The organism is Bacillus sp. NPDC077411 (assembly GCF_044543425.1).
Classification (GTDB): Bacteria; Bacillota; Bacilli; order Bacillales; family Bacillaceae_G; genus Bacillus_A; species Bacillus_A bruguierae.
This window is the reverse complement of sequence record NZ_JBITWA010000001.1, coordinates 581,061-606,336: the sequence shown is the minus strand read 5'-3', so window position 1 is coordinate 606,336 and position 25,276 is coordinate 581,061. Positions and strand designations below refer to the sequence as shown.

Annotated in this window: 21 protein-coding genes and 3 pseudogenes; 17 read left to right on the top strand and 7 right to left on the bottom strand. The window is 35.2% G+C overall.

The window, feature by feature from the left end; genetic code table 11:
* Positions 1-192: 192 nt before the first annotated feature.
* The gene (locus ACIGHG_RS03005) at positions 193-618 is read right to left on the bottom strand and encodes a VOC family protein (RefSeq protein WP_336472313.1); all 426 of its coding nucleotides are present in this window, start codon (positions 616-618) and stop codon (positions 193-195) included.
* Positions 619-745: 127 nt separating this feature from the next.
* Positions 746-1,126, bottom strand: coding sequence for a hypothetical protein (locus ACIGHG_RS03000; protein ID WP_396547113.1), 381 nt, complete (start codon positions 1,124-1,126; stop codon positions 746-748).
* Positions 1,127-1,455: 329 nt separating this feature from the next.
* Between ACIGHG_RS03000 and ACIGHG_RS02995 the strand changes: the two genes are divergently transcribed.
* The 8 genes and pseudogenes from ACIGHG_RS02995 (at position 1,456) to ACIGHG_RS02960 (ending at position 10,887) form a co-directional block, all read left to right on the top strand.
* A complete protein-coding gene (locus ACIGHG_RS02995) occupies positions 1,456-1,884 on the top strand; it encodes a VOC family protein (protein WP_090919322.1) in 429 nt (142 codons plus the stop codon).
* Positions 1,885-2,099: 215 nt separating this feature from the next.
* Positions 2,100-2,660 carry a glycerol-3-phosphate responsive antiterminator gene (locus ACIGHG_RS02990; RefSeq protein WP_336472311.1) on the top strand — a complete coding sequence of 187 codons (561 nt, stop codon included), beginning with the start codon at positions 2,100-2,102 and terminating at the stop codon, positions 2,658-2,660.
* 205 nt (positions 2,661-2,865) lie between these two features.
* On the top strand, positions 2,866-3,687 hold the full coding sequence (locus ACIGHG_RS02985) for an MIP/aquaporin family protein (RefSeq protein ID WP_090919327.1): 822 nt from the start codon (positions 2,866-2,868) through the stop codon (positions 3,685-3,687).
* Positions 3,688-3,700: 13 nt separating this feature from the next.
* A complete protein-coding gene (glpK, locus tag ACIGHG_RS02980; RefSeq protein ID WP_396547110.1) occupies positions 3,701-5,191 on the top strand; it encodes a glycerol kinase GlpK in 1,491 nt (496 codons plus the stop codon).
* 132 nt (positions 5,192-5,323) lie between these two features.
* Entirely contained in the window at positions 5,324-7,006 is a 1,683-nt protein-coding gene (locus tag ACIGHG_RS02975; RefSeq protein WP_336472309.1) for a glycerol-3-phosphate dehydrogenase/oxidase, read from the top strand.
* Between the two features lie 113 nt (positions 7,007-7,119).
* The gene (locus ACIGHG_RS02970; RefSeq protein ID WP_336472374.1) at positions 7,120-7,779 is read left to right on the top strand and encodes a GntR family transcriptional regulator; all 660 of its coding nucleotides are present in this window, start codon (positions 7,120-7,122) and stop codon (positions 7,777-7,779) included.
* On the top strand, positions 7,766-8,758 hold the full coding sequence (locus tag ACIGHG_RS02965) for a DMT family transporter (protein WP_336472308.1): 993 nt from the start codon (positions 7,766-7,768) through the stop codon (positions 8,756-8,758). Before ACIGHG_RS02970 ends, ACIGHG_RS02965 begins: the two co-directional genes overlap by 14 nt.
* A 405-nt stretch (positions 8,759-9,163) precedes the next feature.
* A pseudogene (locus tag ACIGHG_RS02960) lies at positions 9,164-10,887 on the top strand (S8 family peptidase).
* Positions 10,888-11,248: 361 nt separating this feature from the next.
* Here the strand turns inward: ACIGHG_RS02960 and ACIGHG_RS02955 are convergent.
* A complete protein-coding gene (locus ACIGHG_RS02955) occupies positions 11,249-12,757 on the bottom strand; it encodes a class I adenylate-forming enzyme family protein (RefSeq protein WP_396547107.1) in 1,509 nt (502 codons plus the stop codon).
* Between the two features lie 186 nt (positions 12,758-12,943).
* Between ACIGHG_RS02955 and ACIGHG_RS02950 the strand changes: the two are divergent.
* The 5 genes and pseudogenes from ACIGHG_RS02950 to ACIGHG_RS02930 all read left to right on the top strand — a co-directional run.
* A pseudogene (locus ACIGHG_RS02950) lies at positions 12,944-13,129 on the top strand (winged helix-turn-helix transcriptional regulator); the annotation flags it as partial.
* Between the two features lie 56 nt (positions 13,130-13,185).
* Positions 13,186-13,893, top strand: a complete 708-nt coding sequence (locus ACIGHG_RS02945; RefSeq protein WP_396547105.1) for a response regulator transcription factor — start codon at positions 13,186-13,188, stop codon at positions 13,891-13,893.
* Positions 13,890-14,876 (top strand): sensor histidine kinase, encoded by a 987-nt coding sequence (locus ACIGHG_RS02940; RefSeq protein WP_396547103.1) that lies wholly within the window; start codon positions 13,890-13,892, stop codon positions 14,874-14,876. Before ACIGHG_RS02945 ends, ACIGHG_RS02940 begins: the two co-directional genes overlap by 4 nt.
* A gap of 138 nt (positions 14,877-15,014) precedes the next feature.
* Positions 15,015-15,785 carry an ABC transporter ATP-binding protein gene (locus tag ACIGHG_RS02935; protein ID WP_396547101.1) on the top strand — a complete coding sequence of 257 codons (771 nt, stop codon included), beginning with the start codon at positions 15,015-15,017 and terminating at the stop codon, positions 15,783-15,785.
* The gene (locus ACIGHG_RS02930; RefSeq protein WP_396547099.1) at positions 15,760-17,757 is read left to right on the top strand and encodes an FtsX-like permease family protein; all 1,998 of its coding nucleotides are present in this window, start codon (positions 15,760-15,762) and stop codon (positions 17,755-17,757) included. The genes ACIGHG_RS02935 and ACIGHG_RS02930 overlap by 26 nt, the downstream gene beginning before the upstream one ends.
* A 49-nt stretch (positions 17,758-17,806) precedes the next feature.
* On the opposite strand, the pseudogene ACIGHG_RS02925 reads toward ACIGHG_RS02930, so the two are convergent.
* From ACIGHG_RS02925 to ACIGHG_RS02915, 3 genes and pseudogenes are all read right to left on the bottom strand, one after another.
* Positions 17,807-17,932: pseudogene (locus ACIGHG_RS02925) on the bottom strand (3-ketoacyl-ACP reductase); the annotation flags it as partial.
* A 154-nt stretch (positions 17,933-18,086) separates the two neighbouring features.
* Positions 18,087-18,491 carry a hypothetical protein gene (locus tag ACIGHG_RS02920; RefSeq protein ID WP_396547097.1) on the bottom strand — a complete coding sequence of 135 codons (405 nt, stop codon included), beginning with the start codon at positions 18,489-18,491 and terminating at the stop codon, positions 18,087-18,089.
* Positions 18,492-18,604: 113 nt separating this feature from the next.
* A complete protein-coding gene (locus tag ACIGHG_RS02915) occupies positions 18,605-19,810 on the bottom strand; it encodes a macrolide family glycosyltransferase (RefSeq protein ID WP_396547095.1) in 1,206 nt (401 codons plus the stop codon).
* A 601-nt stretch (positions 19,811-20,411) separates the two neighbouring features.
* Between ACIGHG_RS02915 and ACIGHG_RS02910 the strand changes: the two genes are divergently transcribed.
* From ACIGHG_RS02910 to ACIGHG_RS02900, 3 genes are all read left to right on the top strand, one after another.
* On the top strand, positions 20,412-20,624 hold the full coding sequence (locus ACIGHG_RS02910) for an alpha/beta-type small acid-soluble spore protein (protein WP_336472300.1): 213 nt from the start codon (positions 20,412-20,414) through the stop codon (positions 20,622-20,624).
* 501 nt (positions 20,625-21,125) lie between these two features.
* Positions 21,126-21,839 carry a response regulator transcription factor gene (locus tag ACIGHG_RS02905; RefSeq protein ID WP_336472299.1) on the top strand — a complete coding sequence of 238 codons (714 nt, stop codon included), beginning with the start codon at positions 21,126-21,128 and terminating at the stop codon, positions 21,837-21,839.
* Complete coding sequence (locus ACIGHG_RS02900) at positions 21,836-22,894, top strand: sensor histidine kinase (protein ID WP_396547092.1); 1,059 nt, start codon at positions 21,836-21,838, stop codon at positions 22,892-22,894. The genes ACIGHG_RS02905 and ACIGHG_RS02900 overlap by 4 nt, the downstream gene beginning before the upstream one ends.
* Positions 22,895-23,084: 190 nt before the next feature.
* On the opposite strand, the gene ACIGHG_RS02895 is transcribed toward ACIGHG_RS02900, so the two are convergent.
* Positions 23,085-23,999, bottom strand: a complete 915-nt coding sequence (locus tag ACIGHG_RS02895; protein WP_396547090.1) for a Nif3-like dinuclear metal center hexameric protein — start codon at positions 23,997-23,999, stop codon at positions 23,085-23,087.
* Between the two features lie 468 nt (positions 24,000-24,467).
* Here ACIGHG_RS02895 and ACIGHG_RS02890 point away from each other — a divergent pair, with 468 nt between their 5' ends.
* Positions 24,468-25,235 carry a hypothetical protein gene (locus tag ACIGHG_RS02890; RefSeq protein ID WP_396547088.1) on the top strand — a complete coding sequence of 256 codons (768 nt, stop codon included), beginning with the start codon at positions 24,468-24,470 and terminating at the stop codon, positions 25,233-25,235.
* The last annotated feature ends 41 nt before the right edge of the window (positions 25,236-25,276 follow it).

Below are 25,276 nucleotides of genomic sequence, written 5' to 3'. Positions count from 1 at the left end.
TGTTGTATTTTGCATAACAGCGATTTATAAAGAAAAGCGGAGCCGACTGTTTAAGCCTGATGGCTAAGGAGGCAGAGCTAGACAAAGATGTCGGAAAATTAAAATGGATATATATAGTAAAGGCTCTTTAAATTTAGAGAGCCTTTTTTTACATAAAAAATGTTACATGTATATAAAGCATCCGATAGTTTATTAACGTTTAGAATCTTTCGTAGCATTAAGTTTTGAAATTCTTTTCCCGTCTTTATAGTCAAGACAAGAAACCTCAATCCACAATCCATCAAATACCGTAAAGTAGAAGCCATAACTATTACCTCTTATCTTATAAGGTTCTTTATCTATTTCAATACCTCCCTCTATTAAGCGATTATATACTTGATTAACTTCATTTGGTTCTTCTACTAAGAAACCAATATGAAAAGCTTCTGGGTATATCGCATCTTTTCCACCTTTAAACGCTTTTGGATCACTTAATACAAGAATAAATCCATCATTATCACTCATGACTACAAGAGCTTTTCCTTTCTGTTCTAAAAATTGAAAATCAAAAAATGTTTCAAAGAAATCTCTCGCTGCCGATAAATCATTCACACATAAATTTAAGTGATTTAATTTCATCTACTCATCTCCTTTTAAATGTGGGAGTGTCAGGAAAATGCGGATTTACAACGTTAAGCATATTTTTCTGGTGACTATCTTGATCTTAACGAATCTACTGAGACTTGTTGCTATTTCGAATTACAGATTATTTCATATAGATTACTACAAGCATCCATAAAGCCAAAGCACCAACGATAGCGAGTGCTATACGCGTAGATAGTATCCGTACTTCGAAGTCGGTTTTCTTGGAAGGTTCAGGATATGCAATTACGTAAATGCCCTTTAATAGAGCGAGCCATGCAATGATTGTGATGAATCCTTGCCAGTTGAGTGCCCATACATTATGAAGGATAACAGTGCCTAACCCTAAAAAAATAGATAGAAGGCCATACATAATCCCAAATCCTCTGTCCTCGACTACTAATTTTTTCAGCTCACGTAGTACCGATGGACGTACGAAAAGCATTCCTGATACGATAACTATCATCCATCCCCAAAACAGTCCTAAAAAGGTGCTTACTTCCATTATTATCTCACTCCTTTTCATTCTATTTATATTTCAGGCATTTCCATCTTTAGAACAGTTTCATGTGTAAGCTAAAGGATGTTGTAAATTTATGCATAAGGAGGAGTCTATGGTATGAGTACTAAAAACGTTCATTTATGGTACTAATATCCTTAAAAGTGCTTATTTTTCAGTTCCAAAACGTATTTTGAAAAAAAGATGTCGATTTTTTTCATTGCACGAACGAAGTAAAATAGTTTCACAAACATGTAATATATGATAAAATAACAGAAACGTATGTTCTGTTATGCGGTTACATATGTTAAACATTTTAGAAAGAGGTGCTTGTGATGATTTTAGGTATTAACCCGTATGTAGTGACGAATGGTAATGGACAAGAGGCTGTTAAATTCTATGAAAGCGCATTGGATGCAAAAGTTGTAAGCCTTCAAACGTTTGGAGACATGCCTGAAAATCCGGAATTCAAGGTTCCTGCTGAGGCGAAAGACCGTGTGTTACATGCGCATTTGAAAATTGGTAATACGGATTTGATGATCTCTGACACATTCCCAGGCCAGCCACACCAAGTTGGATCACAAGTGACTATCGCTATTCGCATAGAAAATGCAGAAAAATCAAAAGAAGTGTTTGAAAAGTTACAAGACGGTGGCCAAGTAGTAATGCCGCTTCAAGAAACGTTCTGGAGTCCATTATATGGCCAAGTGAAAGATAAGTTCGGAGTAGAGTGGCAAGTTTCAACGCTAGGTGCTAATATGTAAGTCATTGCTAGGAAAAAACGGGACTGACCTATCTTTAGGGTCAGTCCCGTTTTTTCTTGTTCACCGATATCGACGATTCGACACGATTTAAAGATCATTCGACGATATTCAACACAACAATCATCGAGCCCAGCTGGAACAAAGGTACCATCTTTTCTTTTTCCCTAATTGGTGTACTATAAGAAATAGGAAGATACGAAAAAGGGGATTTTCAAATGGAATTTCATGAACAAAAAATATTACCAGCGGTTCGGCAAATAAAAGATTTAGAGAAGCTGTTACATAGTTCATATGAATATATTGTAATTTTAGATATTCATGTTGGTCAGTTGAAAAGTGTTGTGGCATTAGCAAAGCAGTATTGTAAAAAAGTCTTTTTACATGTGGATTTAATTCATGGCTTGCAAAGTGATGCGTATGCAACGGAATATGTATGCCAAGAGTTTCGTCCGTACGGTGTGTTATCTACAAAGTCTAGTGTGATTATGAAAGCGAAGCAAAAAGGTGTCGTTGCGATTCAACGGGTTTTCTTAATTGATTCTAGTGCAATGGAAAAGAGTTGTGCCCTTTTAGAAAAGACAAAGCCAGATTACATTGAAGTGCTTCCAGGGGCTTTAACGGACGTAATTGCGGAAATGAAAGAGCGAACTGGATTATCTATTTTGGCAGGCGGATTTATTCGTACTGTGGATGATGTGGAAAGGGCTCTAGCAGCTGGTGCAACAGCGATTACCACGTCGAAAAAAGAGCTATGGAAACATTTTCATAGAAAGTGACAAAAATGTGAAAAAACTAATTGACACCGCTTTCAAATGGGTTTAACATTATAGATAAGTTAATAAACGTGACGGAGAAAAGAAGAGATCCACATTTCATTGTTTCTATGATTTTATAGAAGCTTGTATTTGTGGATTTTTTCTTTTGAAAATTTAATTTTTCTCTTTCACTGAAAGCGCTTTAATTTGATTATGGAGGGGTTATATGTCACCATTTTTAGGGGAGTTAATAGGGACAGCATTACTAATCATTCTTGGCGGCGGTGTTTGTGCTGGTGTTAGTTTGAAGAAATCATTTGCACAAAATTCAGGATGGATCGTTATTACGATGGGATGGGGCTTAGCGGTTTCGGTAGCTGCTTATGCAGTTGGATCGATTAGCGGAGCGCATTTAAATCCAGCAGTAACAATTGGACTTGCGTTTAAAGGAGCATTTCCTTGGAGCGACGTACCAAGTTATATCGCAGCACAAATGATTGGGGCAATGATTGGGGCATGTATTGTATACTTACATTACTTACCACATTGGAAAGAAACAGAAGATGCAGGCACAAAATTAGGCGTATTTGCAACAGGACCAGCAATTCCAAACACATTTGCAAACCTTTTAAGTGAAATGATTGGGACTTTTATTCTAGTATTTGGTATTTTAGCAATTGGAGCAAATAAGTTTGCAGATGGTTTAAATCCGTTTATTGTAGGTTTCTTAATTGTAAGTATTGGTTTATCATTAGGAGGGACAACTGGTTACGCAATCAATCCAGCACGTGACTTAGGACCTCGTATTGCACACTTCCTTCTTCCGATCCCAGGAAAAGGCGGATCGAACTGGAAATATGCATGGATTCCAGTAGTAGGACCAATTTTAGGCGGATCATTAGCGGGATTATTCCATCAAGTTGTATTTGAAGGAAAGCAAAACTCAGCACTTATCTATGTAGCAATTGCAACAGTGATTGTTCTAGCAATCTCTTATATGGCAAGCAAACAGAGCGGGAAAAATACAAATAGTAGAAAAGTAGCATAAGGGGGAAATAAACATGGAAAAATTTATTCTTTCATTAGACCAAGGAACAACAAGTTCACGTGCGATTCTTTTTAATAAAGAAGGTAAAATTGTACATGTTGCGCAAAAAGAGTTCACGCAGCATTTTCCTAAGCCAGGTTGGGTTGAGCATAGCCCGCAAGAAATTTGGGGATCTATTTTAGCGGTTATTGCAACTTGTTTAAGTGAAGCAGAGGTAAAACCGGAGCAAATCGCTAGTATCGGTATTACAAACCAACGTGAAACAACGGTTGTATGGGAAAAAGAGACTGGCAAACCTGTATACAATGCAATCGTATGGCAATCTCGTCAAACAGCGGAAATTTGTGAAGAGTTAAAAGAAAAAGGCTATGGCGACATGGTTCGTGAAAAAACAGGTCTTTTAATTGATGCATACTTCTCTGGGACGAAAGTAAAATGGATTTTAGATAACGTAGAAGGTGCAAGAGAGAAAGCGGAGCGCGGCGAGTTATTATTCGGAACAATTGATACATGGCTTGTATGGAAATTATCTGGCGGCAAGGTTCACGTAACAGATTATTCGAATGCATCTCGTACATTAATGTATAACATCCATGAGTTAAAATGGGACGAAGAGCTTCTTGACATGTTAACAGTACCAGCAAGCATGCTTCCAGAAGTACGTCCATCTTCTGAAGTATATGGTCATACAGTTGATTACCATTTCTTCAATCAAAATGTACCGATTGCAGGTATTGCGGGTGACCAACAAGCAGCACTATTCGGCCAAGCTTGCTTCGGTGAAGGTATGGCGAAAAATACATACGGAACAGGCTGCTTTATGTTAATGAACACAGGTGAAAAAGCAGTAGCATCTGAGCATGGTCTATTAACAACAATCGCATGGGGCTTAAATGGAAAAGTTGAATACGCATTAGAAGGTAGTATCTTCGTAGCAGGATCTGCAATTCAGTGGCTGCGTGATGGACTGCGTATGTTCCAAGATGCAAGTGATAGTGAAGCATATGCAACGCGCGTTGAGTCAACTGACGGCGTATATGTTGTACCTGCATTTGTTGGACTCGGAACACCGTACTGGGATAGTGAAGTACGCGGAGCAGTATTTGGTTTAACACGCGGTACGACGAAAGAGCATTTTGTCCGTGCAACGCTTGAATCGTTAGCATATCAAACAAAAGATGTATTATGTGCAATGGAAGCGGATTCTGGCATTGAGTTAAAAACATTACGCGTAGATGGCGGCGCAGTGAAAAATAATTTCTTAATGCAGTTCCAAGGCGATATTTTAGGCGTGCCAGTAGAGCGTCCAGAAGTAAATGAAACAACAGCTTTAGGAGCAGCATATTTAGCTGGTCTTGCGGTTGGATATTGGAAAGGTCAAGAAGAAATCGCAGCGCAGTGGAATATGGATAAGAGCTTTACACCAGCAATGGAAGCGGGTACAAGTGAAGAGCTATATGCTGGCTGGAAAAAAGCAATTGAAGCAACAAAAGCTTTTAAATAATTATAAACAGTGTTACAATGATGATAAGTTAATAATTCGGTAGGAGATTTGGAGAGACCACAACACGCTATAGAAGTGATTCTATGGTGATGTTTGTGGTCTCTTTTTTCGTAATAAAAGGGAGGAATTACCATGAAATTTTCAAGTCAACAGCGTCAAAATGTTTTAAATGAAGTAAATAAACAAGAATTAGATGTTATTGTCATCGGCGGAGGAATCACAGGAGCAGGGATCGCATTTGACGGAGCAAAACGCGGATTATCAACAGTTGTGTTTGAAATGCAAGACTTTGCTGCAGGTACATCAAGTCGTTCTACAAAGCTTGTTCACGGTGGTTTACGTTATTTAAAACAGTTTGAAGTGAAAATGGTAGCTGAAGTTGGGAAAGAACGTGCCATTGTATATGAGAACGGCCCTCACGTAACAACACCTGAGTGGATGCTGCTTCCATTCCATAAAGGCGGTACGTTCGGCGCATTTAGTACATCAATCGGACTTCGTGTATATGACTTTTTAGCAGGCGTTAAGAAAAGCGAGCGCAGAAAAATGTTTAGCCGCGAAGAAACGATGAAGAGAGAGCCGCTCGTGAAACAAGAAGGATTACAAGGCGGCGGTTACTACGTAGAATATCGTACAGATGATGCACGTTTAACAATTGAAGTGATGAAAGAAGCAATCAAACATGGCGCAAAAGCAGTCAACTATGCAAAGGTAGATGGCTTCTTATATAAAGATGGAAAAGTATGCGGCGTACGTGTAGTCGACTTATTAGACGGAAACGTATATGAAGTGTACGGTAAAAAGATTGTCAACGCATCAGGTCCTTGGGTCGATTCACTTCGTGAAAAAGATAATTCGAAAAAAGGGAAAGTACTACAGTTATCAAAAGGTGTGCACCTTGTCATTGATCAAAAGCGTTTCCCATTAGGGCAAGCAATCTACTTTGATACGCCAGATGGACGTATGGTCTTTGCGATTCCGCGTGGAGGTAAAACGTATGTAGGGACAACAGATACATTTTATGATAAAGACGCAGCGGTACCAAAAATGACGACAGAAGATCGCACATATATTATTAATGCGATTAACTACATGTTCCCGAGCGTAAACATTACAGAGAAGGATATTGAATCAAGCTGGGCCGGTGTTCGTCCATTAATTTATGAAGAAGGAAAGAGCGCATCTGAAATTTCTCGTAAAGATGAAATTTGGACTTCTGAATCTGGTCTAATCACAATTGCCGGCGGAAAATTAACAGGATACCGCAAAATGGCAGAGATGGTAGTAGACTATGTAACATCTCTAATGCAAAAAGAAGGGCACGGTTCATACCCAGCAAGTGCAACGAAACATATGCCAATCTCTGGCGGTCATGTTGGCGGTTCTAAAAACTTCCCAACATTCATAGCGAAAAAAGCACAAGAAGGAAAAAAATACGGTTTAACTGTAGAACAAGCAGAGCAATTCGCAAAATTCTACGGTTCAAACGTGGATGTACTCTTCGAATTAGCGAAAGAATATAAAGGAGAGGCAGGGCGTCATAACATGCCGCTTGACGTACTTCTTCCACTCGTATACGCAATGGAATTCGAAATGACAACAAAACCAGTTGATTTCTTCGTACGCCGTATGGGAGCAGTATTCTTCAACATTCACTGGGTATATAAATGGAAAGATGCTGTTATCAATTACATGGCAGAAGCTTTAAACTGGAGCGGAGAAGAGAAGCTGAAGTATACAGTTGAATTAGACGCAGCATTAACAGATGCAGTTGTTCCGGTCGATCAACAAGATCAGGCATCTGCGTTGGCATAAAATAAAACCCACATCATTTCTAAAAGTTTAGAAATGATGTGGGTTTATTTTATATGAATGTTATTAAAAAAGTTACAATTGAATATAAAACCAATATGCGATATATTGGTTTTATGAAAAAAGATATGATTAAACCCATTAAACGTATGTCATTTAGAGATGAAGTATATTTAACTTTAAAAAAAGCAATTGTTACATTAGAACTGCAACCTGAGCAGCGTTTAAATGACAAAGAGTTAGCAGAAGAATTCGGAATTAGTCGTACTCCGGTTAGAGAGGCATTGAAACGCCTCGAGGATGAAGGACTTGTTGAATCTATTCCTGGTTCGGTTACTCGCGTTGCACCATTAAATCTTGAGGAGGCGAAACACGCATTTACTGTGGTAGCAGTTTTACACTCTTTAGCTGCTCGCTTAGCAGTTCCACTATTAAAAGAGTCCGATATTCAAGAATTAGAATTCAGTAATAAGGCTTTGCGATTATCTATTGAAAAAAAGGATACTATAAAAGCAATTGAAGCTGATGAGTTATTTCACAATGTTTTTTTAGATGTAGCAGGAAACCCCGAAATTATTCGTGCGTTAGAACGAAGTATATCTAAGATTCAGCGTCTTGAAATTTCTCAGTTTGCTTCTATAAATGGCCTAAAGTCAGTAGAACAGCATCAACAAATTATAGAGGCGTGTAAACATAAAGATAAAGAAACAACAGCCCATCTTGTAGAACAAAACTGGTTAAGTCTTGGGAAATTACTAACTCATGAAGCAAATTGAGGTGAGGAATTTGCGTCCGGTTTTTTTAGGTACTTGTGCTGCTTTCTTTTTTGCTTTCACATTTATACTGAATCGAGCGATGGAATTATCAGGTGGTAACTGGGTATGGAGTGCTTCACTAAGGTATATTTTTATGGTTCCATTTCTTTTACTTATTGTTATAAGTAAAAAGAAACTACGATCGTTATTACAGGTAATGAAAGAAAATTCAGGAACATGGTTCTTATGGAGTTTTGTAGGATTTGGCTTATTTTATGCTCCATTATGTTTTGCCGCTGCACATGCACCAGGATGGATAATTGCTGGAACATGGCAAATTACGATTATATCGGGATCTTTATTAGCTCCTTTTTTCATCCAAACCATCCAAACACCAAATGGAATTCTCAAGAAAAGAGGGGAAATACCAATAAAAGGGATGGGTATGTCACTTATTATTCTTCTTGGTATTATTCTTATGCAAATGGAGCAAGCGAAATCTCTTGCTGTGAAAGATATTTTGCTAGGCATTATCCCTGTAATTGTTGCTTCTTTTGCTTATCCACTTGGTAATCGTAAGATGATGGAGGTTTGTGGAGACCGTCTGGATGCTTATCAACGTGTACTTGGCATGACATTAGCTAGCTTACCATTTTGGTTTTTACTATCTTTGTATGGATTTTTTACAACAGGAGCACCTAGTAAGGAGCAAACGATGCAATCTATCTTAGTTGCTATTTGTTCAGGGGTAATTGCAACCATTTTATTTTTCAAAGCAACTGATATGGTAAGAGGAGATATGCAAAAACTAGCTACTGTGGAAGCAACACAATCTATGGAAGTACTTTTTGCTGTTATCGGAGAATTAGTTTTATTACATTCTTCATTTCCTTCTATTTTATCTTGGAGCGGTATGTTTATAATCATGTTAGGAATGATAGCACATAGCTATGTTTCTCATAAAGGTGAAATGAAACATAATCAAGATATTGGTACCTAAATGATGTTTTAAAACCACTATAACGTTGTAGAGTATATAGTGGTTTTTCTTTATTCCTTTTTTATTTTTGTAGATTGAAACAAATTTCTTATCATGTAATCTTAAAACCCCTCACTTCCTTCTATATAAATACAAATTAAAAAATCGACATAAAATCCTCTTTCTTTTTAGACGGGCGCGAGCATCTGGCCATGCATAGAAGCGGTCATGTTGTATTCTGCAGAACAGCGACTTATGTGTCGGAAAATTGAATATACACAAAAAATATGAAATATTACATATATAAATATATTGAAGTCTTTATAGATACTTATTATAATTTACTTAAGTATAAAGATTTGTACATCATTATTTTGATAGTTTTGTAGGAAGATGTTAAAAAACGGAAAAGTAGAGGGGAAATGAATGAAAATTTTAAAAGGAATGCTAATGTCTACAATAGTAATTACAGCTTTTACGGGATTAGGAAAAACTTCTCATATAGTGAGTGCTGCTTCAAACGATTCAGTAGTACAGAAAAAAGAAGCTAATGTAAAAAAAGAAGAAAAGCAAATCATTGTAAAGTTTAAAAATGAGATCAATTTACCGTATGAAGATGGTATAGAAAAGCAAATAAAACAGGAAACAAATGATGTAGTACTAGAAGGTATTTTTTCAGAATTTTCGGATTTGAAATTAACTCGCTTATTTACATCTGTAAGTTCTGAAGACATTCAAAATCTAGATGAACATACAAAAACATCTGATAATCATTCATCTGCTAATTTATTAAACTATTATACACTTCAAGTTCCTAAGGGTGTACAAGCAGAACAATTACTAGAAAAGCTAAAAAAATCTTCCTTAATAGAAGATGTCTATATTAACGAACCGCAAAAATTAACACCGCCTGAAATACAGATACCGAATGTATCTCTTAATCCATCTGATGACCCTAGAGTTAAAAGCCAAGGATATCTTACAGAAGCACCATATGGAATTAATGCACCTTATGCATGGGGCATAAAAGGCGGCGATGGAAAAGGGATAACATTTGTAGATATGGAGTACGGATGGTTATTAAATCATGAGGATTTAATAAATCAAAATATTAAACTTATGTCTGGGCGAAATTTAGATCAGCACGTTGCTCATGGGACTTCAGTATTAGGAATTGTTTCAGCGCAAGATAATAATATAGGTAATATTGGCATTACACCAAAAGCTACAGTAAAGGTAATCTCTCAAATAAGGGATAATGGTCAGTATAACACAGCAGATGCCATATTAAGCGCTGTTAATAATTTAAACGCTGGTGATGTTTTATTATTAGAGGCACAAGCATCTTATCCTGGATATGGTAATAAATATTTACCAGTTGAAGTGCGACCAGAGGTATTTGATGCCATTCGTACTGGAGTGGATAAAGGGATCGTAATTATAGAGGCTGGATCAAATGGTTCGATTGATTTAGATGAATTTAAAGATAAAGATGGAAAACAAGTCTTAAATCGTAATAGCAAAGATTTCAAAGATTCAGGTGCAATCATGGTCGGAGCTGGTTCATCAACCGTCCCTCATGAACGTTTACGGTTTTCAAATTATGGAAGTCGAATTGATGTATATGGTTGGGGTGAAAATGTAGATACAACTTCTGCGGAACCAAGTAGAGCTCTTACAAATTTATATAAGTCTAACTTTAATGGTACATCTAGCGCTTCACCAATTATTGCTGGGGCAGCCACTTCCATACAAAGTATTGCTAAGGAACATTTGGGTCAATCCTATAAACCAAGTGAGTTAAGAGACATCTTAAGTAACACAAACACAGGAACACAATCTAAAAATCCATCTGTCGATAAAATTGGTGTTTTACCAGATTTAAAAGCTATATTGTTAAAATTAGGATTTCAACCAAATGGAGAAAATTCAGCTTCAAAACGCTAGCGAGGACAAGAGCCAAATAACCAACATATACAAGTAAATCCGTTAAGCTTTATCACGAATCCGATCTACAAAACTTTGTAGCATATGGGCAAAATGAGTCTAATAGCATTAAAGAAAAATACAACGCGAAATCAGGGAAATATTATTTGTATGTCTATAAATATGAAAATAAAAATGGGTCGTATTCATTAAACGTAAAATAGATTTTAGGCATATGCATAAATGAAACAAAAGGAATTTCTAAAATGAACTGTACCCCAATTATTAGTTATGTCTAATAATTGGGGTACAGTTTTTTATCCCGCTATTCTTGGACAGTAATACTCCCACCTCAAAATTCAGCGAAAGCATTGTCCAGCTCCAGTGGCTAGAATGTTCGGTGGCTTCGCTTCTTCCTACGAGGTAAAAAACCTCTACGTCAGAAGCTCCATCCCCCTCACATTCTGAACGAGCCACTTCCACTTTTTTTAAGAAGTTAGGTGGGAGATAAACTGCTGGCATGCGCCCGATTGGTGAGGGCTGATAATCAGTGGGGGATGAAGAAAACCCCCACTGATTAAAGTTTCACTTTATTAGGGCACTGCTCTTTAATTCTCTTTTTAATACCTTTCCTAAAGCATTTTTCGGTAATTCCTTAACGAATATTACTTCTGGGATTTTATAGCTTGCTAATTGTAGTTTACAGTGCTGAATAACATTTTCTTCTGTTAATGATGTGTGAATGTCTTTTATGATATAAGCTCTTGGAATTTCTCCCCAAAAATCATCTGGAATTCCAACTACTGCAACTTCTAACACACCACTTATTTTATGAATGACTTCTTCTACTTGATCTGGATATACATTATCACCACCATGTACAATAACATCTTTGTATCTTCCCATTATATATAAAAATCCGTCTTCATCTAGCATCCCCGCATCACCCATGTAAAACCAGTTATTCTTTACTACTTTTCTTGTTGCCTTTTCGTTATTCCAATAACCTTTAAACATATATGGGCTTTTTACAATAATCTCTCCAACTGCATTCGCAGGTAATTCTTCTCCTGTCTTTGGATGAATAATCTTGACTTCCACATGTTTAATAGGTTTTCCTACAGAAGAAATTTTTTCTTTTCCCATATCTGGTCGCCATGAACTTACGACCCAACTTTCTGTACTTCCATATGCTTGTACCATGAATATTCCTTTTTCTGCATACTTTTGTATAAGACTTGCAGATACTTTTGTTCCACCACTTTGCGCTGCTTTGAAAGAAGAAATATTCCGTTCTTTTTTATGAAATTCATCAAGCATATGACTGTATACAGCTGGAAACGCAAGCATAGTTGTAATCTTCTCTTTTTCAATTGTATCCCAAATGAGACTAGGATGTGAATCAGATAGAAAAATCATCGTAATACCATGATAAATACAATTTAATATAGAAAGTACACCACTCATATGAAAAAGCGGATGTACGGAAAGAAAACGTTCGCCTACTGGAATCTCCCTTTGGCCTGCAATTTCTGTAAAATAATAATGTAAATTTCTATGACCAATGACACATGCTTTCGCATTTCCAGTTGTTCCAGAAGTAAATAAGAAGATCGCATCGTCATCTTCATGAACTTCTACCATTGGTTCTGTTTTCGACTGGCCTTGTAATCGTAATTCAAATGAATTTGATACTTCTATTCTTTCTCCAGTTTCTAGTACATGTTGAATTTTTTTTACTGCTTCAATTTTAGATAAAATTTCGTTAAATTCAGGATCATAAAATAATACTTTTAGCTTCGCTTCTTTTGCAATCGTTTCTAATTCATAAACAGTAAGCTGATGATTAAAAGGTATTAGTACGGCACCGATTTTTAAGCTTGCCATCATAATCGTTGGAAACATATGATTATTTTTACATAAAACCCCGATACGATCTCCTTTTTGTACACCACTGTTTAACAAGTAATGTGCAAGCTGATTTACTCGTTCGTTATATTTTTTAAATGAATATCTTTCCCCTCCACCAACAAGTGCTTCAATATTTGGTGATTGTGTTGCTCGTTTTTGTAATAATTGTTGCATTGTACGCAAGAAAAACACCCCTTTTTATTTTTAGAATTTAATTTTACTATATTAACTATTAATTTGTTGAAAAATAAATTTGGTGAATTTAATTAAACAATATCCCTTTACCTGGTGGATTAATATATAAGATTTTTTCGTTTTGGGGGAACACTAATTTCTTAAGTTGATGAATGTGAAGCGGGAACCCTATAAGAAGATGGTGTTATCAATCGCATTGTTTACAATTAAGTCCCTCTAAAAGTAGAATATGAACTAAGTGAGTACGGATGGAGTTTACAAGACATGCTAGATACTTGGGGAGAAAAACATATTACGAAAGTATATGGAGATAAATTTGCTGTTTTAGGGGATTGTATTTTAAACGATAAATTGAAATAATAGAGCTTCAAAAATTATATAATTATACTAAGGAAAAGAATGAGGAGATTATTTATATGTACCGTATTATGATTGTAGAGGATGACCGAAAAATTGCTGAGTTACTTCAGTCCCACATTAAAAAATATGGGTATCAAGGAACCCTCATAACTGACTTTGATACTATTTTAAATACATTTCAAGAGCTTCAGCCACATTTAGTATTATTAGATGTAAATTTACCAAGCTTTGATGGTTACTATTGGTGCCGGCAAATCCGTGCGATTTCCACATGTCCTATTATTTTCATCTCTGCTCGCAGTGGAGAAATGGATCAAGTCATGGCTCTAGAGTACGGTGCAGATGATTATATTACAAAACCTTTTCATTATGAGGTTATAATAGCAAAAATTCGTAGTCAGCTTCGCCGTGCATATGGTGATTATGCCCCGAAGGTAGAAGAACGCACAGTAGAACAGGCGGGGTTAATTTTATATCCAGAAAGATTGGAACTAACATTAAAGGGAAAGATGGTTTCTCTTACAAAAAAAGAGGCAATCTTATTAGAAATTTTATTACAACGTTATCCACGCGTTGTCAGCCGTGAAGCAATCTTAGATAAGATTTGGGATGATTATACATATGTTGATGATAATACATTAAGTGTGAACATAACACGCATGCGCAAAAAGCTAACAGAATTAGGAATTCAAGATGCACTGGAAACAGTTCGAGGAGCTGGATACAGGTTACATATTACATGGGATGACGAGGCATTAAAATGAAATTATTTTTCCGTGATCACATCCCGCTTATATTGTATACAGTTGTACAATTGTTTACTGTTTTACTTGTCTATTGGTATGACGGCTACAATCATTGGCTAACCGCACTGTATGCCGTGTTCTTAGGATTGGTCTTATTAATTGGCTATTTGCTATATCGTTACTTTACTCACCGTAACTTGTATGTCAGGTTATCTAACCTCCCTAAAACATTAAATGAATCAATCCAAAAAGCCGATTCTACTCCTTTATCTGTCGCAGTGAATAACGTATTGCATGCACAATATCTTTATTATCACAATCAATTAAAATTATGGGAGAAGAAAAAACAAGAACATCTCACTTTTATGAACCAATGGGTTCATCAAATGAAAACTCCTCTTTCTGTCATTGAACTTATTACACAAGACGCTGATGATGAACGGTTTGAAAGCATAGCTGAAGAAACGGATCGAATGAGACAAGGGCTCGAAATGGTACTTAATATGGCACGTCTTGAAATATTTGAACAAGACTTTTATGTAGAGAAAGTTACGTTACGAGAATTAGTAAATGAAGTGATTCATGAAAATAAACGTTCTTTTTTACGAAATTATGTATACCCAGAAATAAAGGTTGAATCCAATCTTACAGTAGAGACCGATGCCAAATGGCTACGCTTTATCCTAAATCAAATATTATCTAATGCGATTAAATATTCATCTGGAAATCGAGAAAAAATTACGATTTCTGTCTTCACAGAAGAAAGAGGTACTATCTTACAAATCCAAGACCGCGGAATCGGTATTCCCAAGTCTGATTTGCCGCGCGTTTTCCGTCCGTTCTATACGGGAGAAAACGGAAGGTCATATAAAGAATCTACAGGTATGGGATTATACCTGGTAAAAGAAGTCGTTGAAAAATTAGGTCATACAATTAAATTACAATCTGAAGTAGGAAAAGGCACAACTGTGCAGATTATTTTTCCAACTGCTTCTCGGTAGCTGATGAATGGAATCCCATTCATCTTTTTTTTAGAAATCTTACACTTTTGTAAGACAAATGAAAGATGATTCAATATGAGGAACAATAAAATTAGATTACACTGAACAACAGAAAAGCAGTTTGGAAGGAGAGAAAACATGGAGATTTTAAAAATTTGTGATCTTAGTAAAACTTATACAGGAAAAGTGTCGTATGATGCTCTTTCTAATATTGATTTAACAATTCAGAAGGGGGAATTTGTTGGCATTATGGGCCCATCAGGAAGTGGGAAAACAACGTTGTTAAATATGATTTCAACTATTGATTCTCCAACATCTGGTGAAGTGCTTATTAATGGAGAGAATCCATATAAATTATCACAAGATAACTTAGCATTATTTCGTCGTCGTGAATTAGGATTTATCTTTCAATCCTTTAATCTTCTTAACACATTAACAGTAAAAGAAAATATTGTTTTACCTTTGACGTTGAATGGAACGAACCTAGAAGATATGAATGCACGAGTGGCAGCTATCGCAGAGAAATTGGATATTACACACATTTTAAATAAACGTACGTTTGAAATTTCCGGTGGACAAGCACAACGAACAGCTATCGCACGCGCTCTTATTCATAACCCAAAATTAGTGCTTGCGGATGAACCTACAGGAAACTTAGATTCAAAAGCTGCGCGAGATGTAATGGAACTATTATTGCAGCTGAATAAGGAAGAGGAAGCAACAATGATGCTTGTCACACACGATGCAATGGCTGCCAGCTATTGTGACCGTGTCATCTTTATTAAAGACGGTACATTTTATAATGAAATTTATTGCGGAGATAGCCGCGAAGCGTTTTATCAAAAAATCATGAATGTATTATCATTACTCGGAGGAAATGCTCATGACTTTTCAACAATTCGCGTTTAATAACGTAATGCGTAATAAACGAATTTATATGGGTCACTTTTTTAGCAGTACATTTGCAGTTATGATTTTTTTCACGTATGGACTCATTTCGTTTCATCCTAATTTACAAGGAGAACTGACAAGTATTAGTACAACGATGAATACACTTGGAAAAATAGGCTTTCAAGTATCTCAATATTTAACGTTTTTCTTTTCGTTCTTCTTTATTCTATATTCTGTTAGCGCATTTTTAAAAACGCGAAAAAAAGAATTTGGGATCTTAATGATTCACGGAATGTCCCATCGACAACTCAATAAGCTCATTTTCATGGAAAATATGCTGATTGGCTTCTTTTCTATTGTTACAGGGATCGGAATTGGTCTTATTTTTTCTAAATTAATATTGTTAATTAGCGCTTCTATTTTAGCGATTAACAATGGGTTATCATTCTACGTTCCAACGAAAGCAATAGAATTAACTGGCATCTCCTTTTTTGTGTTATTTCTTCTCATTTCACTTTTCACGTCAAGAATGGTGAAAGTGAATGAACTCGTGGAATTATTAAAAGCAGAAGAAAAACCAAAGCCAGAGCCCAAAGCATCTATTTGGCTAGCTTTATTATCGATTATTTCGATTTCTGCTGGTTATGCTGCTGTATTTCATCTATCTGTTGGAAAAGATTACATGACCTCTAATCAGTTACTGATGTTAATTGGAGGAGGTGTCGTTCTTGTCGTTATCGGCACATACTTTTTATTTACACAATTAAGTGTTTATGTTATGCATGCCTTGAAAAAGAACGAGCATACATTTTTTAAGAAAACAAATTTGCTCACAATTTCAGAGTTAATCTATCGGTTACGCGATAATGCAAAAACATTTTTTATTGTAGCTATCATTTCTGCTGTAGCTTTTACTGCGATTGGCATATGTGCTGCAATGGCAAATGCAGGTTGGGGAGAGAGAATGAGCCCCTATGCCTTTCAATATGAATCTTATGCTGGTAATCCATTGGAAAAACAACATATTTCCGAAATAAAACAACAGCTAGATGATGCTCATTTTCAATATACGCTCGTATCACCTAAATTTATAACAACCGCAAACGGTAGAACACTAATCAAATTAACAGACTATAATGAGTACGCCAAAAAATTTGGATACAAAGCAGAAACATTACAACATGAAACTGACAGTTTAGTCATACTACCAAAGGGCTTAAAACCTCAAGAATTTGCAAAATTAGCAGCGGAGAAAAACATTGAATTAAATCACGGTAATGTAAAAGTTACACTTCAAATTATAAAACGTGCGGAAGTTCAAGAATTAAAAGGGTACTATGATTCTAAGATCGTTGTAAATGATTCCATCTATAATCAGGTGATAAGCCAAAAATTATCAGAAGAGTACATGGTCCGTCCAGAAGTAACTGAATACGGATTTATTATAAAAGATTGGCAAAAAACGCTAGATGTTTCAAAAACGCTCTTGAAAATCATAAAACCTAACTCTAATGACGTGAATGCACCTTATTCTTTCTCTTCCTTAAGCTTTAATTGGGTTGAGATGAAACAACAAAACGGCCTTCTATCTATAATGACAGTATTAGTAGGCATCGTATTTTTTATCTTTGCGACTAGCTTTTTATACTTCCGCTTATTCACAGATTTTGATCGAGATCACCAACAATACAGTATGATTGGTAAAATAGGATTAAGTAAAAATGAACTAAAGAAAATTGTAACAAAACAAATGATGCTACTCTTTTTCTTACCTATTTTAGTTGCCATGATTCATAGTAGCGTTGCATTTGCTGCAGTACAATATGTAGCAAAATTCTCCAATGGCGGTCAAGATATTTCTGTTGTAAAAAGCTCGATTATCGTATTAACCAGCTTTCTATGTATGCAAATTATATATTTCTTTATTATTCGTTCTAACTATATCGATCAGCTGTATAAAGCAATGTATCAAATAGAAAAAAGTGAATAACGCACGAAAAACACCCTTTTACATAAGAGGGTGTTTTTACATTAAACCTTCAAAACTTCTGTCCATTATCAATTGTAAATATTTGTCCTGTGATGGATTCCTGCGTTAATTGATACAAGACTGCCTCGGCAATTTCATCAGGTGCGGAAATTCTTTTCGGCGGTATGTTCCCTGCACGTTAAGGAGCCGGTTAAAAATGAAAAACAAGTGCTGATCATCAACGGCGGGGATGCCCGAATTTGATATATTTCTTGCACTAGAAGCAATTTTTCGAATAAAAATCCTAAATAGCCTCCTTACTCAAATTAGAAGGAGGCATAAATCATTTTCTATATATCTGTAATTGTAGCAGTTACAAATGATTGTGGGTCAGTAAAAGTACTAACATCGGCTTTAAGGATGTATGAAGCTCCTTTTTCTAACCAGACATTCGTGCTTTCCGTTATAGAGCCATAACAACCTCCAACATGTAGATTGGTGACAAGCTCAATATTTGTGGGAGAGGTCTTCTTATATAAACTGCAGGAACCATCTGATTCCATTGCTGTAGTCTTACCATAATATGTACATGTCATTTTCATGTACTGTCCTGTCCCAATAAAATGTATACTTTTCGCTGAATTATCCGAGTGTTTAGATGTTACTGATGTAAGAGTAGCAGCACTAGTTGAAGGTATAAATACTGTGAAGAGAATAACTATAGATGCCATTAATAGAGAAACATATTTTTTCATTACTAAAATCCTCCTATGTTATGAGTGGAAATCTATTTGTCTATATAAAATAAACTTATAATGATTGGGATTAATTGTAAATGAATACAAAAATACAAAATATTACAATGTAACTATCGAGTCGATAAGATTTTATTTTTATAATTAAATATTTCATCTACTGCTTTTTTATATCCTCCAGCTTCTTTAAGGGATTTTCCTATTGCATGACTGTTTTGAGAAAATTCTTTATTATTTAGTACTTGTTCTGTTGCTTCGCGTAGCATTGTAGCAGTAAGCTGTAAACGATCTAATTGAATGCCAGCTCCTACTTCTTCCACTCGTTTTGCAACGAGCGGTTGGTCAGCAGCAACGGGAATAACGACAAGTGGAACACCAAAATACAATCCTTCACTGGAGCTGTTCATTCCGCCATGTGTAATAAATACATCTGTATGTTGTAAAACTTCTAATTGTGGTAGGTAATTGTATACTAAAAAATTGGAGGGAATGTTTTTAAATTGGTTAATATCCGTTTTTTTTCCGACTGCTAGAACAACAGTAGCTTCCATATCTTGAAAAGCTTCAAAGCATTTTTCGTAGAATTTTGGTTGCTGATTGAATACGGTACCCAGAGAAATAAAAATTACTCTTTCTGTCTTGAGCTTTTCAATAGGAAAATGACTAACATCTTTTCGTGGACTAATAGAAGGTCCAACAAATATAAACGAGTCATCAAATACTTCTGCACGTGGTTGATATGGCTTTGAAGTAAATACGATTGTAATGTCTCCTGGTTGATTCATGATATCGAATACACTATTACAAACAATATTGTATTGTTTTTCCCATTTCTGCATCGTATCTAAACACGCTTGATACATCGGAGAACCTTTCGTTATTTCATCTAGTTTAGGCATAGAACCAAAAGACATATAATGATTAAAAGCAAAAGTAGTACAAGAAGAAATTTTGGGTAATTTTAATATATTAGCAATAATCTTCCCTACTATAAAATGATTATCGTAAATGACATAATCATAGTTTTCTTCTTTTATTTCCTTTAAAATTGTAGGTACTATTTTGTCTGTAACGTTTATGATTCGATGGATCATTTCTAAAGGATTGGGCCCTTCATCTATTTTTTTCATCACATCCATTTGTGAAGTAAAATCTTCATAATAACGAAATGATGCTCCGGTTTTTTCAATCTTGTCCCTATATTGTTCAACACAATAATAAACTACCGTTTCTCCTTTACGTATCAATTCTTCAACGATTGCTAGGGTTGGATTAACATGTCCCTCACCCGGAAAGCCTATAATAAGAACTTTTGACATGACCATCTCTCCTTACCTATCGATTGTGAATATTTAACATTTTAAAACTAATTATTTTGTAGTCAAGTTAAAGAAATTCCACTACCCTCAAGTGTAAAAAAAAACGAACAATTCTATTGGCATAGTTTGTTCGTTCTGGAAAAGGAGATACAATATAGAACTTCAAACGAAAAAGAGTATATGTATATTTTACTAAAAGATACAAAATATTCAATTTTTTGAGGTTGAGAAAGTTAATTTTCTATTCATGGCGTTTTTTGTTCACAGACATTCGTATCATGAACAAAAGGTTTTTGAATGAATAAAACGGAATACATCGTTTAATTCTGTAAATTCACAAAATTTTCAAAATTAAAGAAAATAAATGTTAATATTTGTTATATAATAAACTTGTCAAACCATTACTTAAGTAGTTCCCCTGTTTTGACTGTTAAGATAGTTTACCCTTACTACCATTATCTCAAAAAGGACTTGTAGTTATTGCTACAAGTTCTTTTTGCTTTTCTTGTTACACATGAACTTCCAAACAATTATTTACCATAAAAAGGAATGTTTATTTTCCATGATTCGTAGCAAATTAAAATCATAGGAGGTGATACATATGGTAAGAAAGAGTAGCAGAAATAATAATCAAGTATTAATTCAAGGTGCTGAGAATGCAATTGATCAAATGAAGTATGAGATTGCACAAGAATTTGGTGTACAGCTTGGAGCAGATACAACATCTCGTGCAAACGGTTCTGTTGGTGGTGAAATCACAAAACGTTTAGTAGCAATGGCTCAGCAACAACTAGGCGGTGGATTCACTCATTAATTTCACCCAAAGACATGCCAGGTGGCAGTACGTAGTAATTCGTTTATAAATAAGTTTAAACACTTACACTATAAGCATCCAAATAGGGTGCTTTTTTCTTTGTTATATAAGTTGAAAAAACGACATAAAAACCCCCCTTTCTTTTTGGAGGGACGAGAGCATCTGGTCGTGCATAGAAGCGGTCAGGACTTTTTTCTGCCACATGCGAGGATTAAAACAAAGGGAGAAAGCAAGTATAGGTCATGTTGTATTCTGTATAGCAGTGATTTATATAGTAACTACACAATAAAAATGATATTTGTGAAAGAGTTTTGTTATATTTGTGAAAGAGAAATGCAAGGTATTTAAATTAATATAAACTTACGAATACCGATTTTATATTAGTCGTTAGTAAAATAAAAATATCAGCAATTAGAGAAAACATTTTTCAAGATTATATGATGATTGAATCAGAGAAAGATTTCTTTCATCCTTGATAAAGGAACAGAGGAGATTTTATGCATGAAAGCAAGAATTGCAATTATAGAAGATGAAGATAATATCCGTGAAATATGCAAACGGTACTTAGAAAGAGAAGGATATGAAGTATACACCGCTGCAGATGGAACAGAAGGTTGGAATGTGTTTCAGCAATATCAACCAGATCTAATTATTTTAGATTTGATGATGCCAAAAAAAGATGGCTGGGAATTATGTGAGGAAATTCGCCGATGCTCTAATGTTCCTATTATTATGTTAACCGCTAGGGGAGAAGAAAAAGATCGAATTTTAGGATTAACAATGGGCGCAGATGATTATATGACAAAGCCGTTTTCACCTCGTGAATTAGTCTTAAGGGTGCAAATTATATTAAGAAGAGGAAATCAAGCAACGATTCAAATAAACGAACCTGTATCAGAAATGATAGAGTTTCTAGATTTGAAAATTGATCCAATAAAAAGACGTGTATTTGTTTGTGGATATGAAATTGAGTTAACGGTGAAAGAATTTGAGGTACTTTATATCATGGCAAAACATCCAAAACAAGTATTTTCACGATCTCAACTCCTTGAACAAATTTGGAAATTCGAGTATGAAGGGTGCACCAATACAGTAACCGTGTTAATGAGTCGTCTCCGTGAAAAGTTAGAGAAGCATACAACAAAAAATCGCTGGATTCATACAGTTTGGGGCATAGGTTATCGCTTTGATCCAGATGGAGGAAATGAAATATGAAGTTACGGAATCAATTGTTATTGATGAATTTATTAAGTACGGGGATTATGTTAATTGCTATCTGGTATAGTGAAATGCGAATGTTACTTAGACCGGAACAGACACGATTATTTATGGGAATTGTGATTGTAGCACTGATTATCTCAACGATTATTTACTGGTTAATGACACGTCCTATTATGAGATCTATTCAAAACTTAATTGCATTAACGAAACAATTTAGTGATAGACAATTTGGAACGATGTACATAATAGGGAAAGAACCGGAAGAGTTTAAAGAATTAGCGACAGCTTTTCAAGAAATGGCTAAAAAATTAGAAGAAAGCTTTACTAAGTTAGAAAAAGGAGAAAAAGCCCGTGCCGAGCTCGTTGCGAATATTTCCCATGACTTACGAACCCCTATGGCCAGCATACAATTGATGGTAGAAGCATTACAGGATGGTTTAATTGAAGATCCTGATCTGAAAAAGCAGTATTTAACAACAATCCTAAATGAAATACAACGATTAAGTGGATTAATTAATGATTTGTTTGATCTTTCTAAGTTAGAACTTGGACAAGAAGTTTTTCATCCAAGTTTAACACATGTAGATAGTATTCTATTAAAAGTAATAAATTCACATGCTATCTTATTGAAGGAAAAAGAGATTGATTTGCAATTGCATGTTTCGGATACATTACCACGACTTTGGATGATGCCATGTAAAATAACGCGGGTTATCAATAATTTGTTACATAATGCGATTCGGCATTCTCCTACATGTGGAACAATCGAGTTAATTGTAGAGGAAAATAAGCAAGAGCAGCAAGTCCAATTCACTTTGCGTGATGAAGGAGAAGGGATTGCTTTAAATGATCAACTACGTATATTCGAACGCTTTTTCAGAACAGACCCATCAAGAAGCTCACAATCTGGAGGATCTGGACTTGGACTCGCCATTGCAAAATCACTAGTTGAAATGCATAAAGGAGAAATTGGTGTTCGGGATCGCCCGGATGGGAAACAGGGATGTGAATTTTGGTTTACTCTTCCCGTTACGTCAGGAAAGAAATAAGATCATTGAAAGAGTTTTATAATATTTACGAGAGAGAAATAAAAAATCGACATAAAACCCTCTTTCCTTTTAGGTAGGCGAGAGCATCTAGCCATGCATAGAAGCGGTCAGGGCCTTTTCCTGCCACATGCAAGGTTGAAAACAAAAGGAGCTTGGATTCCCAAGCTCTTTTCAATATTATTTAATGCCTCTATAACCACCACTTTTCTTGTGGGATTAAAACTGTCTCAACATTAAAATTTTTCTCGAACAAATCCTTCATCAAGGTTTTATGGACAAGGTATTCTGATGCCGAATGGGAAACGCCGATTAAGGACATTGAAGTATTTGAAGCGTATTCCATCATTTTGTTGTATTTTTGTTTGCCATAATCATTATCAATATGGCAATGAATTTCACCAGTAATATAGGCTTGGACACCATTTTCTTCAGCTTCTTTCATCCAATCCACTACATCTCCACAACCAGCAACAATCGCAATTCTTTGAATATCTTCCAATTTTTTACCTTCAAAATCAACATAGGGGATTTCAAAAATATTCTCTAAGACGGAAATCAAGTTGGCAGTATTTGTTTTTTCGATATTACAATATAAGACATATTCATTTTTTGCATTTAATGTATCATCAACAAGAATTTGTGCATTTAGCTTTTTTGCCATTGCTATATTAGTTCCTAATTGTTTATGACAATCCAAAGGTATGTGGCAAGTATAAACTGATAAATTTTTCTCTTTCATTTGTTTAATGTATTTTTCTTTAATTGGTACAAATCCTTGTCCCCATTTTCCTTTTGGATCACCACATTCCATCAACAGGGGATGGTGCATAAATAATAAATCTCCACTATTGCTTTCTTCTATAAACCGTTCCAATACTTTATCGGTAGGAAAAACGGCGAGAAAAACTTTCCCAACAGTTGAATTTCCTTTTAACATCAGACCATTAAATAATTCCACAAAATCTTTTTCAAAAGCTGTTTGCCAATCAAATTTTAAAGGTTCATAAACCCTTGGGATGAACCGACTGAAAGAAGAATCCTTTCCAAATGATTTTATATCAAGTTCGGCATCTAATGTAGACACTATTTCCTTTAGTTCAACCATAACATTATTCCTCCAAATGATTTGATTCTTATTGTTTCATGTTAAAATATTACTTAATATTGGGAATATTTTAACATGAAATTCATTTTTCCTCATAAAAAAATCACTCCTGTTGTTTAAAGACTGCGATTTCCATATGATTTCCTTCTCGTTTTGGGTGTTAAGATGTGGTATATTTTTATGATTTTATTATAGTAACCCCTTACAATTTTATTATTATATATAAATATGCAATATTGCATATTATATATATCTAATTGATCAGAGGAACGATAAAGCTAGTGAACATACGGGTTTCCTGCTTTGTTTGTTCGTTTCATTAGAGAAGAAGTCAGACCTTTGAAAGACTTTTGTAACATTTATGAAAGAAAAATGAAAGATTTGTTAGATAGGATGAGGCTGGTTCTACTAGTAGATGATGCGCGCAAATGGTAAAATCATTAGTAAAAATTAAGAAGGGATGAAGACATGGTTATGAAAAGAAAACTAGCTATACTTACGTTCTTATTATTATTATTTAGTTTGATAGTTACTGTTTTTCCTACAAATTCTGCTTATGCAGCTGAAGATGATCGTATACTTGATATATACGGTGATCCAATTACCACAAATAAAGATTACATCCTAGTAGATAAATATTTATGGGTGACAGGTATTCCTTTTGAAAAACGAGTAGCACCTGTAGGTCAGAATAGACTTGGAGTAACTTATGAGAAGTTTGCGGGTTGGCATTATGTAATTCAATATAAAAACTCATCTTATTACGGTGATGCTGAAAAGCGTAAGGATACAAAAGGTAATGAGTATTATGGTACACCTATCAATTTTGAAGTGCCGGCTGGAGTAGAGAGTGATGGATATGTAAGAAATAATACTCCGATTACAATGTCAATGTGGATTGGGGGACCAAATGCTGATGCAGGAGGAACAAAAAAATATGTAAATGCAGGCAATCGAAGCTGGATTTATTTTAGTGACCAATCAAAAAGTACGTTAACAGTTAAGAAAAAGAATTCGAAGGAAATAGATTTAGTAACAGGTAAAACGGATTATCTGAGAGATAAACTTGGTAGACCTACTGACTGGTATAATGCAGATCCGCAGCAATCTAGTTATGGAGTTACCACAACTTTCCAACTAGAGTATTCAGAGCAACCATTTGCAAATCGAGATAAATTGTGGGGAATAGCTGCCCCTGAAGATTACGCTGGTTATGAATTAGTACCTTTACAATAAGGTATCCAATTACATTCAGTTTTATATAACTGTACTTATTA